Origin of the sequence: Alloalcanivorax venustensis (genome assembly GCF_047495515.1) — a bacterium.
Taxonomy (GTDB): Bacteria; Pseudomonadota; Gammaproteobacteria; order Pseudomonadales; family Alcanivoracaceae; genus Alloalcanivorax; species Alloalcanivorax venustensis.
This window is the reverse complement of sequence record NZ_CP179934.1, coordinates 2,128,024-2,143,567: the sequence shown is the minus strand read 5'-3', so window position 1 is coordinate 2,143,567 and position 15,544 is coordinate 2,128,024. Positions and strand designations below refer to the sequence as shown.

The following is a 15,544-nucleotide window of genomic DNA, read 5'->3' as shown; positions in this document are numbered from 1 at the left end:
ATTAGAGATCGCGGCAGATATCGGCGGCCATGCGGAACGATTGCAGCCGCTTGTCGTGGTCGAAAATCCCGCCGGTGATCATCAGCTCATCCACCCCGGTCAGGTCACGGAAGGCACGCAGCCCGTCACGGACCGTTTCCGCTGATCCGACCATGGCGTATTTCATCGCCTGGCGCACGCCCTCCGCTTCCAGCGGCGACCAGATGCCGTCCATGCTCTCCACCGGCGGCGGCAGCGGTCCGGGCCGCCCGCGCCGCAGATTGACGAACTGCTGCTGCATGGAGGTGGCCAGGAAGGCGCCCTCCTCGTCGCTGTCGGCGGCGAACACGCTCACCCCCGCCATGGCGTAGGGCCGCTCCAGCTGTGCCGACGGCTGAAAGTTGTCACGGTAGACCTGCAACGCATCGAGCAGGGCCTCCGGGGCGAAATGCGAGGCGAACGCGAACGGCAGGCCCTTTTGGGCCGCCAGCCGGGCGCTGAACAGGCTGGAGCCGAGCAGCCAGATGGGCACCTTGCTGCCGGCGCCGGGCACCGCCCGCACGCGCTGATCCGGGGTCGGATCACCCAGGTAAGCCTGCAGCTCGTCCACGTCGCGCGGGAACTCCATGGCGTTGCTGTTGAGGTCGCGGCGCAGCGCCCGCGCGGTTTCCATGTCGGTGCCCGGCGCCCGGCCCAGGCCCAGGTCGATGCGCCCCGGGTGCAGGGCCGCCAGGGTGCCGAACTGTTCGGCGATCACCAGGGGCGCGTGGTTGGGCAGCATCACGCCGCCGGAGCCGACCCGGATACGCTGGGTGCCGGCGGCGATATGGCCGATCACCACGCTGGTGGCGGCGCTCGCCACGCCGGGCATGTTGTGGTGCTCGGCCACCCAGTAGCGGGTGTAGCCCCACTGTTCGGCGTGGCGCGCCAGATCAAGGGAATTGCCCAGGGCCTGGGCGGCGTCGCCGCCACGCAGGATGGGACTCAGATCAAGAATGGAATAGGCAGTCATCAGGCCTCCCGAGCCAAAACGCGTCCGTTTACGCGTCTTCTTACGGTTGGGCCTGTGACCGCGTTTTTAAAGGTCGCGTCGGCTAACCCCCGTTCAAGCGACGATAAATCTCGTCCTTGAGGTGCATACGCTCCACTTTCATGGTCTCCATATCGCGGTCCGCGATCGGGTTCTCGCGCATCTCCAGCCCACGAATGGTTTTGTCCAACCGGTCGTGCTCCTCCACCTTGGCGCGGAACTCCGGGTGTTCCTTGGCCAGGGCGTCAATGCGTTCGCGGTGCTGGGGGAATTCGTGGTGGATACTATGGGGTTCACCGAGCATAGCTGACAGGTCCTCCGCTGAAGGGGCCCGGGCACCGGGGCGGTGCTCGGGCGGGTAATCCTCTTCAAGCTACTACCGCCGCCGGGTACTTGTCATCCTCCCGGTGGCGACTCAACGCATTCCCCGGGCTTCCTTGATCATATCGTAGGCTTTGCTGATCTCGGCGGTCTTCTCGGTGGACACGCGGATCATCTCTTCCGGCACGCCACGGGCCGCCAGTTTGTCCGGGTGATGCTCGCTCATCAGCCGCCGGTAGGCCTTTTTGACCTCCTGATCGGAGGCGTCCTCGTTCACCCCCAGCACCTGATACGCCTCGCCCAGCGACGGCTGTGACGGGCCGGCCGCGCCACCCGCGCCGGCCGCACCGGCGCCGCCGAAGCGCGCCTGGGCCAGCACCATGTTGAGAATCTGCCGGAACTGGCTTTCCGGCACGCCCAGCCCGGCGGCGACACGGAACAGGATGCGCTCCTCCTCGGCGTGCAGCTCGCCGTCCGCCAGGGCGGTTTGCAGCAGCAGCTCAAGGAACACCACCACCAGATGGCGGCGCCGGCGGATGCGCTGGCGGAATTCGGCCACGGTCCGGTCGAGGGGGAAATCATCGTCCTTGCCCTGGCGGAAGGCCTCCTGGGCCCGGCGGCGCTGCTCGTCGTTGAGCTGCATGCGGCTCATGATCGCTTCGGCCTGGCCGATCTCCTGCTCGCTGACCCGGCCGTCCGCCTTGGCCAGATGGCCCATGATCGAAAACACCGCCGAGAACAGGGCCTCCTGGACTTCCTCCCGTTCGCCGGGCCGGTAGGGCCGGAACGGGTTGAAGGACTGCACCCGCTCCACGCCACGGTCCAGGAAGTGGCCGATCAGCACGCCGATCGCCAGGCCGATGGGCCCGCCGATCAACATGCCCAACAGGCCGACAATGAGTTTGCCACCCCAACTTCGCATTAATCAGAACTCTCTATCGTCATCTACAGGTAGGGAAAGACCACGGAGTATCCGGGAGGTTCGCGCACAAACGCAAACCCGGGCCTGAGCGACCCGGGTGGAACGGTGTGCGGGGAAGGACCTACTTGGTGGCGCGGTTGCCGCGCGCTCTCAACCTGCTTTAGTGGCGCGGTTACCGCGCCACCAGGCCAGCACCGCCAGGACCACGGCGGCGGCCTGGGCGAGCGCGCCCTGCAGGGTGGGGAAGAAACCGATCCACTCCAGCGTCGGCAGGCCGATGTAGGTGGCATTGATGAGGCCGGCTTCCTGCAGGGCGGCGATGCCCTTGCCGAGCAGGATCACCGACAGCACCAGCAGCACCAGGCTGGTGGCCTTGAAGAACAGGCCCAGCGGCAGGCGCATACCGAGGCGGAAGATCAGCACGCAGACCACCGCCAGCGCCGCCAGGGCCGCCAGCAACCCGTACAGCAGGTACGGCTGGGTGGCTTCGGTGACCTGGGTCCAGAGCGCCTGATAGAACAGGATGGTTTCGAACATCTCCCGGTACACGGAGATGAACGCCACCAGGGTCAGGGTCCAGACGGTGCCGGCGCCGAGGGCGTTATCCACCTTGCTCTTGATGTAGCCCATCCACTTCTGGCTGTTGCTGTTGCTGTGCATCCAGAAGCCCACGTAGAACAGGATCACCGCCGCCGCCAGGCCGGCCACGCCCTCGGTCAGCTCCCGCGAGGCACCGCTGAAGCTGATCACCGTGGAGGCGGCGAACCAGGTGGCCACGCCGGCGATCAGCGCCGCCACCCAGCCGAAGTGGATATGACGGCTGGCCGAGCGGGCGCCCGCTTTACGGGTGAAGGTGAGCAAGGCGGCAACGATCAGCAGCGCCTCCAGCCCCTCACGGAACAGGATGAAGAAACTCGCCGAGAAGGTGGCGGCGGCGCTCAGGCCGTCGCCGCCGAGCGCGTCCTCGGCGGCGGCCAGGCTGTCGCGGGCCTCGGCCACTCTGGCGTCCACCGCGGCGGGCTCTTCACCCTGTTCGATCGCCTGGCGCACCGCCATGAAACGGCGCTCGGTGGCGCGCATCAGGTCGCCGTCCACCGCCGCAAGCTGCTGCTCGATCATCTCGAAGCCGTCCAGATAGGCCGACAGCGCCGCGGCGCGGGCCGCCGCCCGGTCGCCGTCGGCGTACAGGCCGGCCGCCTCGCCCAGCTTGGCGTCACTGATTTCGATAAAGCGGTTCTGGCTGAACAGCGCTTCCGGATTACGGCGCAGATAGCCCATGGCCTGGACCGCCGGCTTACCGATCTCGTCGCGCACGTCCGCGGGGGCCTTGCCGATCACCGTGTCCAGGGTCATATCCGCTTTCAGGCCCGGCGTGCCGCGCAGGGCCTGCTCGCCGGCGTCGGCCTCCTGATCGGACACCGCCTTGCCGCCCACGTAGAACGCCAGCGCCCAGCGCTCCGCGTCGCTGAGCTGGTCGTCGTAGGCGGCCATGCCGGTGCCGTCCACACCGCCGGTGATGGTGGTGTAGAGCCCCAGCATGGAGCGGCCCATGTAGCGGGCGCGCTCATGGAAATCGGTGGGCGCCGGCTCCAGCGCCGCGCCGGCGGGGCCGTCGCCACGCCCTTCGTCACCGTGGCAGGCGGCGCAGTGGGTCTGGTACAGCTGCGCGGCCTTCTCCATATCCGGCGCGGTTTTGGGAATCACCGGCAGGCCGTACACCGTCACCAGGGTGCCGCGGATTTTCTGCGCCAGTTCCTGAATGCGCGCCTCCGGCGCCTTGTCGTCGACGGCGGCTTCCAGCTGTTGCGCCTGGTCGGCCAGCCGCTGCTTGCCTTCCACGTCGTCCAGGGTGGCGATGCCCTCGCTCAACAGGCGGGTGAACTCGTCCATTTCGGCGTATTCCGCCTCGCTGGCGATCTCGCCGTCCTGCACCGCGTTAACGTAGTCCGCGCCGACGTACTCCACCAGCTGTACCAGGGCGGTCTGGTCCGCCGCCCGGGCGGTGGCGGTCAGCATGAAAAAGCACAGCAACAAAAAAACGCCCAGGGGGCGCCGCTCGATGAGAACCATGGATCCGGATTCCAGCGTCTAAAAGTGAATAATTCTTATTTATGTTCCCTTCCCAGACCCGCTGTGTCAAAGGGTTTTACCCAACCGTGAGCGCCAGTACCTTGCTGATGTGGGCCTGCGGACGGCCGGATTCGCTCTGCCACTGGTTGAACGCCGCCTGCGCCGCGCGCTGATCGCGCTGGCTCGACAGGTTTTTGTCGATGATGCGGTGGGCGCGGAGCACGCTGATCACATCGTCGGTGGGGTACCAGGTGTCGCGCCCCACCATGCGCAGGAAGGCGGCGCCGGAATTGCCGCCGAGCTGCTTGCCGCGCTTTTTCAGCAGGATCCACATACCGACGGTGTCCTCCGCCGGCCAGTCCGCCAGCCAACGGCCCATGCTGCCGTATTCGCGGCGCAGGTCGAGCACCAGCTGGGCATTATGGCGGATCGCCTTGATCTTGCCCCAATGGCGGATCAGCCGGGTGTCCTGCATGCGCTCCTCGAGCATGCTGTCCGGCATCAGCACCAGCTTGTCCGGATCGAAACCGAAGAACGCCTCTTCGAACGCCGGCCATTTGGCGTCCACCAGAGAGTGCTTGAGCCCGGCCCGGAACACGCGCCGCGTGAGCGCGGAAAAATAAAAGGCGTCGTCCGGGCGGCGCAGCTGGGCGGCGCTCTTCACCGCCGGCAGTTGCGCTTCCACCGGCTTGAGGCCGCCCTTGCGGTTCACCGCCAGGGCCAGCAGGTCCTTGAACTCGATCATCAAATGCTCCCGGCTGCTTCGTATACAGTGTTTTCCCGCCATTGTAGAATCCGGTCTTTAGCCTAACGCCGGATCAGGACGGGCAGTATTCATGAGCGGTCATCAAACCACGATCAACAAATCCGACAAACTCAAGGGCGTCTGCTACGACATCCGTGGCCCGGTGCTGCGCGAAGCGCACCGCCTGGAGGACGAAGGCCACCGGGTGATCAAGCTCAACATCGGCAACCCGGCGCCGTTCGGCTTCGAAGCACCCGAAGAGCTGCTGCAGGACGTGATTCACAACCTGCCGGATTCCACCGGCTACTGCCACTCCAAGGGCCTGTTCCCGGCCCGCAAGGCGGTGATGCAGTATACCCAGACCAAGGGCATCGAAAACGTCACGGTCGACGACATCATCATCGGCAACGGCGTCTCGGAACTGATCGTGATGGCCATGCAGGCGTTGCTCAACTATGGCGACGAGGTGCTGCTGCCGGCGCCGGACTACCCGCTGTGGACCGCCGCCGTGCGTTTGTCCGGCGGCAACCCGGTGCATTACCTGTGCGATGAAAAGCAGGACTGGCAACCGGCGCTGGACGATCTGCGTTCCAAAATCACCGACCGCACCCGCGCGATGGTGATCATCAACCCCAACAACCCCACCGGCGCCAACTACGACAAGGCGCTGCTGCAGGAAATGCTGGAGATCGCCCGCGAGCACGACCTGATCGTGTTCGCCGACGAGATCTACGACAAGATTCTCTATGACGGCGAGGAGCACCACTCGATCGCGTCGATGGCCGACGACCTGCTGTTCATCACCTTCAACGGGCTGTCCAAGAACTATCGCGCCGCCGGCTTCCGCGCCGGTTGGATGGTGATCTCCGGCGCCAAGTACCGTGCCGAGAATTACATCGAGGGCCTGGACATGCTGGCCAGCATGCGGCTGTGCGCCAACGTGCCCAGCCAGCACGCGATCCAGACCGCGCTGGGCGGTTACCAGAGCATCGGCGACCTGGTGCTGCCCACCGGACGCCTGGGCCGCCAGCGCGACAAGGCCTGGGACATGCTCAGCTCGATCCCCGGTGTCAGCTGCGTCAAACCCAAGTCCGCGCTCTACCTGTTTCCGCGTCTGGATCCCAAGGTGTTTCCGTTCCAGGACGACGAGGCCTTCGCGCTGGACCTGCTGCGCCAGGAAAAAGTGCTGATCGTCCAGGGCACCGCGTTCAACTGGCCCGACCCGGACCATTTCCGGGTGGTGTTCCTGCCGCGCATGGACGATCTGGAGGATTCCATCGGCCGCATCGCCAACTATCTGGACCGGATCAGAAAGAAGTAATCCCATGCATCTGCACATCGACGACTTCAGCCAGGACGTGGCGCGCATACTGTTGCAGCTGTATATGAACTTTCCGCGCCCCCAGGCCGTCTATGTGGAAGACATCAGCGGCCCTGACCAACTGGACGAGGCGGGGCTGCACGGCAAGAGGCACATGGCCTGTCTGGGGGCAATGCTGTGGCTGGCTGAAGAGGGTTACCTGCGTTACCAGAGCACCCTCTACCAAGAGGGCATTGAACAGGCGGTGCTCAGCAACCGCGCCTTCACCCTGCTCACCGCCACCGGCGATCCGGACCCGCAAGCGGACCCGGACCTGCCCGTCAGCGTACAACTGGAGCGCGCCACCCTGGCGGAGCAGTTCCGCACCGCCCTGGCCGCCCGGGATTCCACGCGAATCTCAGCGCTGGTGCGCCATTTCCTGGCCCGCGCCACCGCCTGAACGTCCACTTCACCCAAGGACGGTTTTCATGGGACCCGCGCTATAGCGGGACTTGGGGAAACAATGACAGCTTTACGATACCGCCCGGACATCGAGGGTCTGAGGGCGCTCGCCGTTTTACTGGTCATCGTGTACCACTTTGAGTTTCCGGGTATCAGCGGCGGCTTTATCGGCGTCGACGTGTTTTTCGTGATCTCCGGTTTCGTGATCACCGGTTTGCTGACCCGTCAGATGGACCAGGGCGGCTTCCGCTTCGGCGACTTCTATGCGCGCCGTATCCGCCGCCTGGTGCCGGCCTTTCTGCTGGTCTCCACCGTCACCTTTTTGATTATTTCGCCGTTCTATATCGGCGACGATTACTACATCTTCGCCAAGAGCTGGCTGGCGTCGCTGATGGGGATCAGCAACCTCTACTATTTCACTGAACTGAGCCAGTATTTCGCGCCGGAAACCCGCAGCCTGTCACTGCTGCACACCTGGTCGCTGGCGGTAGAAGAGCAGTTCTACCTGCTGTGGCCGGCGGCGACATTGTGGGCCTGGCGCAGCGGGCGGCTGACCCGCTCGCCGCTGGTGTTCCTGGCCCTGTTGATCGCCGCCCTGCTGCTCTCCGTCTACCTCGCCCATACCCACCCCAAGGCGGCGTTTTATCTGCCGCCGGCGCGGCTGTTCGAATTCATGCTGGGGGCCGGCGTGGCCCTGTACGGCCACCGCCTGCCGGCGCTGGGGCCCAGGCAGGCGGAGGCGCTGGCGGTGGCCGGCGTGGCGATGATTCTCGCCACCGCCGTATTCCTGACCAGCAACGATCCCTTCCCCGGCTTCAACGCCCTGTGGCCGACGCTGGGCACGGCCATGGTGATCCAGGCCGGGCTGGTGCAGCCGGGCACGGTCACCGCCCGCCTGCTCAGCCTGCCGGTGATGGTGTTCCTGGGCGGGCTCTCCTACTCCTTGTACCTGTGGCACTGGCCGCCGGTGGCGCTGTTGCACTACCAGCTGATCGAGCTGACCTGGCCGATCCGTCTGGGCCTGCTGGCGGCGGTACTGCTGGCGTCCTGGCTGGGTTACAAGCTGGTGGAAAACCCGCTGCGGCGCCGCCCCTGGAACTTCAAGCGGGCCTTCAAGATTCTGGTGTTGGTGCCGCTGCTGATCATCTGGGCGATCCAGTCCACCATCCGCATCGCCGACGACCTCAGTTTCCGCATCCCCGAGGAACGCCGCGACCTCTACAAGATCATCGTGCAGAACGACAGCGCCGACGTGCACGAGCCGTGCTTCAAAGGCCCCACCCGGGATTTCGTGCGCGACCAAGCCTGCCTGTTCGGCCAGCCGCTGGCCGAGGGTGAGCGGCCGGACAGCGTGCTGATCGGCGATTCCCACGCCATCGCGCTGATCGGCTTCATGGAAGTCTTCCTGGAGAGCACCGACCTGTCCCTGTTGATGGTCACGCAGGCCTCCACGCCGTTTATTCCCGGTGAGCTGACGGAGCAGGCGTTCCCCGGCGACGAAGAGAAGATCGTGCGCAACCGGGCCCTCACCGAGTACCTCAAGCAGGAGCCGATGACGGTGTTTATCTCGGCCTGGTGGAACTCCTACCTGCGGTCGACGGACTTCCACGACTACTTCGTGGCCACCATCGACTGGCTACTCGACCAGGGCCACCGGGTGGTGGTGCTTGAAGGGGTGCCGGAGCTGCCCTCCGACGCGCACGCGCAGTGCCGCTTGAAGGGCCTGGAAGACTGCAGCATCGACGCCGCCGACGCGGCCGACCAGCGGCGCGACTTCAACCGCTTCCAGCGCGACGTGCAGGCACGCTTCCCGAGCGTGAACTGGATCGACCCGAGCCGCGTGCTGTGCGACGCGGAGCGTTGCCAGACGGTGCTGGACGGCATCCCGCTCTACCGCGACGAGAGCCATCTCAATTACATCGGCGCCCAGGAAATCGGCCAGGCGTTCCGGGCGCGCTTCGGCAACCCCCTGAAACCGCTTAAGGCGCCGGCCGCCGATAGCGGTACGCCAGCGCCTTGAGCGCCGGTTCGGCGGCCTCGTCGAAACCGGCCGCGCCCGGCAGCCGGCCTTCGAAGGCGGCGCCGGGCAGCCGCTCCGCCGCCTGCTCCCGCAACCAGTCCGCCGGCAGCCAGGGGGCGTTCAGGCAAAGCAGCAGTTCCGCCTCCGGCGCCAGCAGCTTGCTCAGCCGGGCCAGCACCTTGGGGTAGTCCCGTTCCACCAGAAAGCTGCCCTTCTGGGCGCTGGGCGGGTCCGCCACGATCAGATCGTAACGGCCCAGGGCGTGCAGCTTCTTCCAACTGCGAAACACGTTATGCGGCAGATAATGCACCCGGGCGTCGGCGAAACCGTTGGCGTTCTGGTTTTCCCGGCCCAGCGCCAGCGCCGGCCGGGACAGGTCGATGTTGACCACCGAGTGGGCGCCGCCGGCCAGCGCCGCCACGGAGAACGCACAGGTAAAGCTGAACAGGTTGAGCACCCGCTTGCCTTCGGCGCGCTCCCGCAGCCAGGCCCGCCCCGGCGCCATGTCCGCGAAGAACCCCAGGTTCTGGCCGCGCTGGAAATCGAGCCGGTAGCGCAGGCCGGCCTCCTCCGCCCAGGCGGTCTCCGGCAGAGCGCCGCGCCGCACCTCGGTGACCGCCGGCCGGCGGTGGCGGTGCTGGAACACCAGGGTGTCGCAACCCAGCCCCGGCAGGGCCTCGCCGAGGCGCTGCTCCAGCGCCGCCAGCGTGGCCGGAGGGTAGTCGTCGAACAGGGTCGCCACCAGCACCGGCGGGAACCGGTCCAGGGTGAGCCCTTCCCAGCCGGGCAGCGTCTTGCCACGGCCGTGAAAAAGCCGGTGGCGAGCGTCGCTCGGGGGAACCAGAAAGGGGCTGAGCAGGTCTATCGAATCGGGGGAAGGCATGCGCATCAAGGACCGATGGAAACCGGCGAGTATCGCCGCCGGGGCGCTTGAAGACAACCGCGCCGCCCCCATTTAACGATCGGTTTGACAACGTCCTTTTGGTTTTGGAGATCGACCTCAATGATGCGCATCGCGCTGTTCTTGCTTACCAACCTGGCGGTCATCGTGGTGGCCAGTATCACGCTCAGCCTGCTGGGCGTGAATTCCTATCTGGCGCAAAGCGGCACCGGACTGGATCTGGGCAACCTGCTGATCTTCAGCGCCGTGTTCGGCTTCGCCGGTTCGTTTATTTCACTGCTGATATCCAAGCCCATGGCCAAGTGGTCGACCCGGGCGCAGATCATCAAGCAGCCCTCCAACAGCGGCGAAAAATGGCTGCTGGACACGGTCCGCGAGCTGTCCGAGAAAGCCGGCATCGGCATGCCGGAAGTGGGCGTGTTCCCCGCCCAGCAGTCCAACGCCTTCGCCACCGGCTGGAACAAGAACGCCGCCCTGGTGGCGGTCTCCCAGGGCATGCTGCAGCGCTTCCGCCCGGAAGAAGTGCGCGCCGTGCTGGCCCATGAAATCGGCCACGTGGCCAACGGCGACATGGTCACCCTGAGCCTGATCCAGGGCGTGGTGAACACCTTCGTGATCTTCGCCGCCCGCGTGGTCGGCTCGGTGGTGGACAGCTTCCTGCGCCGCGACGGCGAAGGCGGCCTGGGCTTCGGCTACTACATCGTGGTGTTCATTGCCGAGATCATCTTCGGCATCGCCGCCAGCACCATCGTCATGTGGTTCTCGCGGCGCCGGGAATACCGCGCCGACGTGGCCGGCGCGCAACTGGCCGACCGTCGTGACATGGTCAGCGCCCTGCAGCGCCTGAAAGCGGAGTACGAGGTGCCCAACCAGATGCCGGATTCGTTGGTCGCCTTCGGTATCAACAGCGGCGTGCGCCACGGCCTGGCCGCCCTGTTCCGCTCGCACCCGCCGCTGGACGATCGCATCCAGGCGCTCAACGAAAAGCGCTACGGGTAACGTCTCTCCCTCCAGAGGGCCCGCGCCGGGATCGGGTGGGCCCGTCCAGGACACGCCACGAGTACATCCCTGTAGGCTCGGCGTTTGGCCATCCCTGGCCAAACACGGTCCTGGACGGGCCCACCCGATCCCGGCGCTCCTTGGGAGATTCGCCGCCAGGGCTTTGTAGAAAGGTCCGGGCGTCGTTTCGACCCGTGGCGGTTCCGCTGCCCAGTGAGCGGGGCAATGGTGGTGCCTGGAGGGAGCTGTTTGGCCAGGGAGGGCCAAACTAACAGCGATCAGGGACGACTTGAGCGGTCCCGGAAGGCACCACCATTGCACCGCGTCCCGGATTCGGAGCCTCAACAACGGGAAGACCGACGGCTCCAGGCTGAAGCCGCTTCGCCTTAGTGGCCGGCGTCGGTGGCGACGCGGTATAGCAGGGTGTCCTCGTAGCCGCTGATCACCGGCCAGAGCCCACATAAGGACCGGTCCAGCTCGGCGTCGCCGGTGTCCACCACCAGCGGGCGCCCTTCCAGGGTGCCCAGCTTGGTGCGGCTGGCGAGAATGTCGATGCGGCCCTTCCCCAGGCGCCGGATCACCGCCGGGCTGAACTGTTGGTTGCCGCGCCCGAACAGATGGCCCTGGCCGCCGATCACGGTCAGCAGGGCCCGGGCCGGGGCGTCGCCGATCACCTCGAGTATCCGGTCGGCGCCCACGTCCGCGGCCACCACTTCCTCATTGCGGATAATGTCCACGCCCAACAGAGTGTTGGGCAGACCCAGCTGTTCCATCACCACCGCCACCGTGGACCCGGAGCCCACCAGGTAATAGGTGTCCGGCTCCAGGGTGTCGATCACCCAGGCGGCGATCTCGGTGACCACCAGGTCCTCCACCTCGCGGCCGCCGCACTTCACCTGCTGCAGGTAGCGGGCCTCGGCGGGCACGTTCAGGTCGCCGTAGTGGCGCGCCTGGACCCGCCCGGCGCGGAAGGCCTCTTCGTCGATGTCGCGCACCTCGGCCTCGTGCAGCGCCACCAGGCCGCCGTCCACCAGCTCCGCCAGCAACTCGCCGGCGGCTTCCGGGTTGATCGCATAAACGGCGGAGTGCATCTTGCAGCCCGCCGGCACGCCCAGCACCGGCACGTCGTCCTCGCCGAGCGCATCGACCAGATCCCGGGCGGTGCCGTCACCGCCGGCGAACAGCAGCAGCTGCGCGCCGGCATCGACCAGGGCGCGCGCGGCGCGGCGGGTGTCATCGGCTTCGCTGGGCGACGGCGGCTCGCCGAGCGAACGCGCCGGCAGCCCGGCCGCCCGGCAACTGTCCTCACCCATGGCGCCGCCCCAGGTGAGCACCTCCAGACCACTGGTGCGCGCGGCCAGACCGGCCAGGGCGCGGCTCATGCGGTCCACCGCCATGGGCGTGGCGCCGCGCCGCAGCGCTTCCTCGCGGGTGTCGCTGCCGTCACTGCCCTTGAGGCCCACGGCGCCGCCGACGCCGGCGAACGGGTTGACCAGCACGCCCAGGACCAGGCGATTCTCGATGTTTGTCATAAAACGATCATGTCTCTTTATAACAATGGCCGGGACGCAACGCCGGAGACCTTAGCATGAGCTGCCTGTCCTATTCACAAACGCCCCGTGGCGCGGACTTCCACGGCGCCGCCGTCCTCGACGATCAGGGCCGCGAGATTCCCATCACCGAGGCGATGATCCTGCGGGCCTGTGAAGAGCTGGAACAGGCCTGGCGCTACCCGAAGCGTTCGACTCGAAAAGCAGGCTGACCAGCGCCCGCAGCGACGGCGCCACCTTGCCCTGGTGGCGCCAGTGATGCAGTTCGTGGCGGGGCGGGTATTGCTTGCGCAGCCGGTCGAAGGCGGCGCCGGGGTCGCTCTCACGCAGGCTGCGCCGCAGCCGCTGGTCGTCTTCCGGCAGCCGGTGGGCGTAACGCAGCAGCGCCAATAGCTGGCTTTCGTCCTCCACATCCAGAGCCAGCGTGCGCCGCTCCGCCACAGCCGGCGCCGCCGGCGCCGGTTCCCCCATCCAGCAACACCAGGCCTGGTAGAGCATCGCGCTGCCCAGGCGCTTGCCCTCCACGCTGTAACCGGCGACATGGGGGGAGCCGTTGAACACCTGCTCCAGCAACGCCGGGTTCAGCCGTGGCTCCCCTTCCCACACATCGAGAAAGGTCAAAGGCCCGTCGCCGCGCGCCAGACGCCGGCTCAGGGCCTGGTTATCGACCACCGGACCCCGGCAGGTATTGATCAGCGTTTGCTCGTGGTTGAGCGCCCGCAGCCGGGTCTTGTCCAGCAAATGCCGGGTGGCCTCGTCGCCGCCTTTGATCAGCGGCACATGCAGGGTGACGGCGTCCGCCGCCAGCGCCTCGTCCAACGACACCGAGGTCACCCGGCCGGCGCGCGCCAGCGGCGGGTCGCACCCCAGCACCTTCACATCCAGCGCGCGCAGCCAGGCCGCCACCAGGCCGCCCACATTGCCCAGGCCGATCACGCCCACGGTGCTGCCGCGCAGGGGGCGACCGTGGTGCTGGCTGGCCATCAGCAACGCCTGCAGCACGTATTCCGCCACCGCCCGGGCGTTGCAGCCGGGCGCGCAGGCAAAGGCGATGCCCAGCCGGTCCAGGGCGTCCAGATCCACATGGTCGGTGCCGATGGTGGCGGACCCCACGAACCGCACCGGTGTATCGGCCAGCAAGGCTTCCGTGACCGGCGTCACCGAGCGCACCAGCAGGATGTCCGCGTCGCGCAGGTCGGCCCGCGTCAGACTTCGCCCGTCCACGCGGGTCACCCGCCCCAAGCGCTCAAAGTCATCCAGGGCGGGCATGTTTTCGTCGGCGACGATGTGCATCGGCTATCTCAGTCACGCAGCAAGGCGGTGGCGCTGTCGGCTACGGCGCCGGCATAGCCACCGCCGAACAGATTGAAGTGGTTGAGCAAATGATACAGGTTGTAAAGCCGAACGCGATGCTGAAAATCCACCGCCCGGGGGTTTTGCCCGTAGGCCCGGTAAAACGTCTCCGGTACCCGGCCGAACAACGACAGCATGGCCAGGTCCACCTCGGCGTGGCCGTAGTACACCGCCGGATCGAACACCACCGGGCGGTTGCCCGCCAGGGTGCCCACATTGCCCCGCCAGAGATCGCCGTGCACCAGCGCCGGACGAACGCTCAGGCCCGCCAGCCAGGCCGGCACCCGCGCCATGACCCGCTCCAGCCGCTCGCCCACCGCGGCCTCCAGGCCCCGGTCACGGGCCCAGCGCAGTTGCGGCAGCAGCCGTTGTTCAACGAAAAAGCGCGGCCAGTCAGTGTCCGGCCTGTTGTATTGCGGGTTGGCGCCGATCCAGTTGTCCCGGTGATGGCCGAAGCGTTCACCCTCCACGCCGTGCAAGGCGGCCAGGGCACGGCCGAGCGCGGGCCAGAACGGCTCGCCGGGTGCCGCCAACGGCAGCCACTCCAGCAATAACGCCCGCCCTCCGGCCAGGTCGCCGTGGTCCAGTACCTCGGGCACCCGGATCGCCTTGGCCAGCGCCGCCAGCCCGTCCGCCTCCGCGTCCAGGGCATCGACGTCGGGCAGCCATTTAAGAAACGCCGGTCGGCCGTTCAAATCGACTTGGAAGGTGGCACCGGTGTCGCCGCCGCCCAGGGCGTCCACCCGGCAATGCCGCACCGGCAGGCCGTGGCGGGCCGCCAGGGCCGCCTGGATCCGTTCACTGGTTATCATGGCGCTATGGTAAGAGAGCCGGGGCGGCGCGAAAACCGTAAGGGTTCAGCGGCGGCGCACCTGATTTTTGCGGTAGGCGCCGGGCGCGCAACCGGTCCAGCGCCGGAACGCATGGTAGAAATTGGCGATGTCGGAAAAACCCAGACGGCGGGCCAGCTCCGGCATGTCGCAGTCACCGCGGCGCAACCGCCGGCAGGCGTACTCCATGCGCACCTGGTCGCGCAGGCGGGCGAACTGCGCGCCTTCGTGGTGCAGCCGGCGCTGCAGGGTGCGCGCGGTCATCTGCAACCGGTCGGCGACCAGATGCACGGTCAGCGGCCGCTCGCCGAGGCCGGCGTGCAGCTGCTCGATCACCTGGCCGGTCACGCCGCCGACCCGCCGCAGTGCCTGTAGCTTTTCGTCCGCGGTCCGTTCCAGGTCCCGCCGCCGCGCGGTATCGGCGGCGGGCAGGCTGTGCCCCAGCAACGCCGGGGAAAACACCAGGGCGTTGGCCGGCTGGTCGAACTGCAGCGCGCAACGGAAAAACGACCGGTACTCATCCAGCTCCTGATCGGGCGGGCAAGGATGGCGGAACGCCACCCGCTGAATCGGCATGCGCCCACCCAGCAGCGAGTGGCCCAGGGCCACCAGGGTGGCGAGCAGCAGATCGTTATGGGCGCGGGTGTGGGTAACGGCGAGCGCTTCGCCGCCGCTCACCGTGAGGGTGCACTGGTGTTCCCCGCGATGCAGGGCCAGCGCCAGATAGGGCAGCATCAGTTCCCGGTAACGCAGCAATACCAGCAGGGCCTGCTCCAGGGTCTCGGAGGCGGCCATCAAGGCGCCCAGCGGCCCCAGGTCGCGGTAGTGGTTGGCGCGCCCCACGCGCAGCCCGAACAACGGGTCCCCGGCTTGCGTAAAGGCGGTGCCGAGTAGCGCGTCCAGTTGCGCGGAGGTCAGGTGGCCGTCGCCGCCGGCGACGGTATCCGCGTCCAACCCGGCCTGCTGGAACAGAGTCGCCCGATCCGGGCGGCCACGCAGGACGATATCAAGCAAACCGGGGGCCGTGCCCGCCGGCAGCGGTTGATCCACCATGAGGGTTCC

Annotated in this window: 14 protein-coding genes and 1 pseudogene; 5 read left to right on the top strand and 10 right to left on the bottom strand. The window is 67.1% G+C overall.

Annotated features, from left to right (window positions below; genetic code table 11):
* Position 1: 1 nt before the first annotated feature.
* From ACMG4O_RS10070 to ACMG4O_RS10050, 5 genes are all read right to left on the bottom strand, one after another.
* Positions 2-991 (bottom strand): LLM class flavin-dependent oxidoreductase, encoded by a 990-nt coding sequence (locus tag ACMG4O_RS10070; protein WP_414433736.1) that lies wholly within the window; start codon positions 989-991, stop codon positions 2-4.
* Between the two features lie 82 nt (positions 992-1,073).
* On the bottom strand, positions 1,074-1,313 hold the full coding sequence (locus ACMG4O_RS10065) for a YdcH family protein (protein WP_142949346.1): 240 nt from the start codon (positions 1,311-1,313) through the stop codon (positions 1,074-1,076).
* 111 nt (positions 1,314-1,424) lie between these two features.
* Complete coding sequence (djlA, locus tag ACMG4O_RS10060; protein WP_414433735.1) at positions 1,425-2,252, bottom strand: co-chaperone DjlA; 828 nt, start codon at positions 2,250-2,252, stop codon at positions 1,425-1,427.
* Positions 2,253-2,402: 150 nt separating this feature from the next.
* Positions 2,403-4,322, bottom strand: a complete 1,920-nt coding sequence (locus tag ACMG4O_RS10055; protein ID WP_414433734.1) for an FTR1 family protein — start codon at positions 4,320-4,322, stop codon at positions 2,403-2,405.
* A gap of 76 nt (positions 4,323-4,398) precedes the next feature.
* Entirely contained in the window at positions 4,399-5,067 is a 669-nt protein-coding gene (locus ACMG4O_RS10050) for a DNA-3-methyladenine glycosylase I (protein WP_194856706.1), read from the bottom strand.
* A 91-nt stretch (positions 5,068-5,158) separates the two neighbouring features.
* On the opposite strand from ACMG4O_RS10050, the gene ACMG4O_RS10045 reads away from it, so the two are divergent.
* The 3 genes from ACMG4O_RS10045 to ACMG4O_RS10035 all read left to right on the top strand — a co-directional run bounded on the left by ACMG4O_RS10045 (position 5,159) and on the right by ACMG4O_RS10035 (position 8,849).
* Entirely contained in the window at positions 5,159-6,388 is a 1,230-nt protein-coding gene (locus ACMG4O_RS10045; protein ID WP_194856707.1) for a pyridoxal phosphate-dependent aminotransferase, read from the top strand.
* Positions 6,389-6,392: 4 nt separating this feature from the next.
* Positions 6,393-6,827, top strand: a complete 435-nt coding sequence (locus ACMG4O_RS10040; protein WP_194856708.1) for a hypothetical protein — start codon at positions 6,393-6,395, stop codon at positions 6,825-6,827.
* Positions 6,828-6,890: 63 nt separating this feature from the next.
* Entirely contained in the window at positions 6,891-8,849 is a 1,959-nt protein-coding gene (locus tag ACMG4O_RS10035) for an acyltransferase family protein (RefSeq protein WP_414433733.1), read from the top strand.
* Here ACMG4O_RS10035 and ACMG4O_RS10030 read toward each other — a convergent pair.
* On the bottom strand, positions 8,809-9,732 hold the full coding sequence (locus ACMG4O_RS10030; RefSeq protein WP_142949352.1) for a class I SAM-dependent methyltransferase: 924 nt from the start codon (positions 9,730-9,732) through the stop codon (positions 8,809-8,811). The two genes, ACMG4O_RS10035 and ACMG4O_RS10030, sit on opposite strands and share 41 nt — an antisense overlap.
* A 120-nt stretch (positions 9,733-9,852) precedes the next feature.
* Between ACMG4O_RS10030 and htpX the strand changes: the two genes are divergently transcribed.
* Positions 9,853-10,749, top strand: a complete 897-nt coding sequence (gene htpX, locus ACMG4O_RS10025; RefSeq protein ID WP_370202501.1) for a protease HtpX — start codon at positions 9,853-9,855, stop codon at positions 10,747-10,749.
* A gap of 386 nt (positions 10,750-11,135) precedes the next feature.
* On the opposite strand, the gene ACMG4O_RS10020 is transcribed toward htpX, so the two are convergent.
* Positions 11,136-12,281, bottom strand: a complete 1,146-nt coding sequence (locus tag ACMG4O_RS10020; RefSeq protein ID WP_414433732.1) for an ATP-NAD kinase family protein — start codon at positions 12,279-12,281, stop codon at positions 11,136-11,138.
* 56 nt (positions 12,282-12,337) lie between these two features.
* On the opposite strand from ACMG4O_RS10020, the pseudogene ACMG4O_RS10015 reads away from it, so the two are divergent.
* Positions 12,338-12,427 (top strand): annotated as a pseudogene (locus ACMG4O_RS10015) (hypothetical protein); the annotation flags it as partial.
* Here ACMG4O_RS10015 and ACMG4O_RS10010 read toward each other — a convergent pair.
* From ACMG4O_RS10010 to ACMG4O_RS10000, 3 genes are read right to left on the bottom strand one after another with little or no spacing between them, the layout of a single operon-like run.
* Positions 12,426-13,592: a 4-phosphoerythronate dehydrogenase gene (locus ACMG4O_RS10010; protein WP_414433731.1), complete on the bottom strand. Its 1,167-nt coding sequence runs from the start codon at positions 13,590-13,592 to the stop codon at positions 12,426-12,428. The pseudogene ACMG4O_RS10015 and the gene ACMG4O_RS10010 overlap by 2 nt on opposite strands.
* An 8-nt stretch (positions 13,593-13,600) precedes the next feature.
* Positions 13,601-14,464: a fructosamine kinase family protein gene (locus ACMG4O_RS10005; protein WP_194856713.1), complete on the bottom strand. Its 864-nt coding sequence runs from the start codon at positions 14,462-14,464 to the stop codon at positions 13,601-13,603.
* Between the two features lie 45 nt (positions 14,465-14,509).
* Entirely contained in the window at positions 14,510-15,535 is a 1,026-nt protein-coding gene (locus ACMG4O_RS10000) for an AraC family transcriptional regulator (RefSeq protein ID WP_414433730.1), read from the bottom strand.
* Positions 15,536-15,544 lie beyond the last annotated feature (9 nt).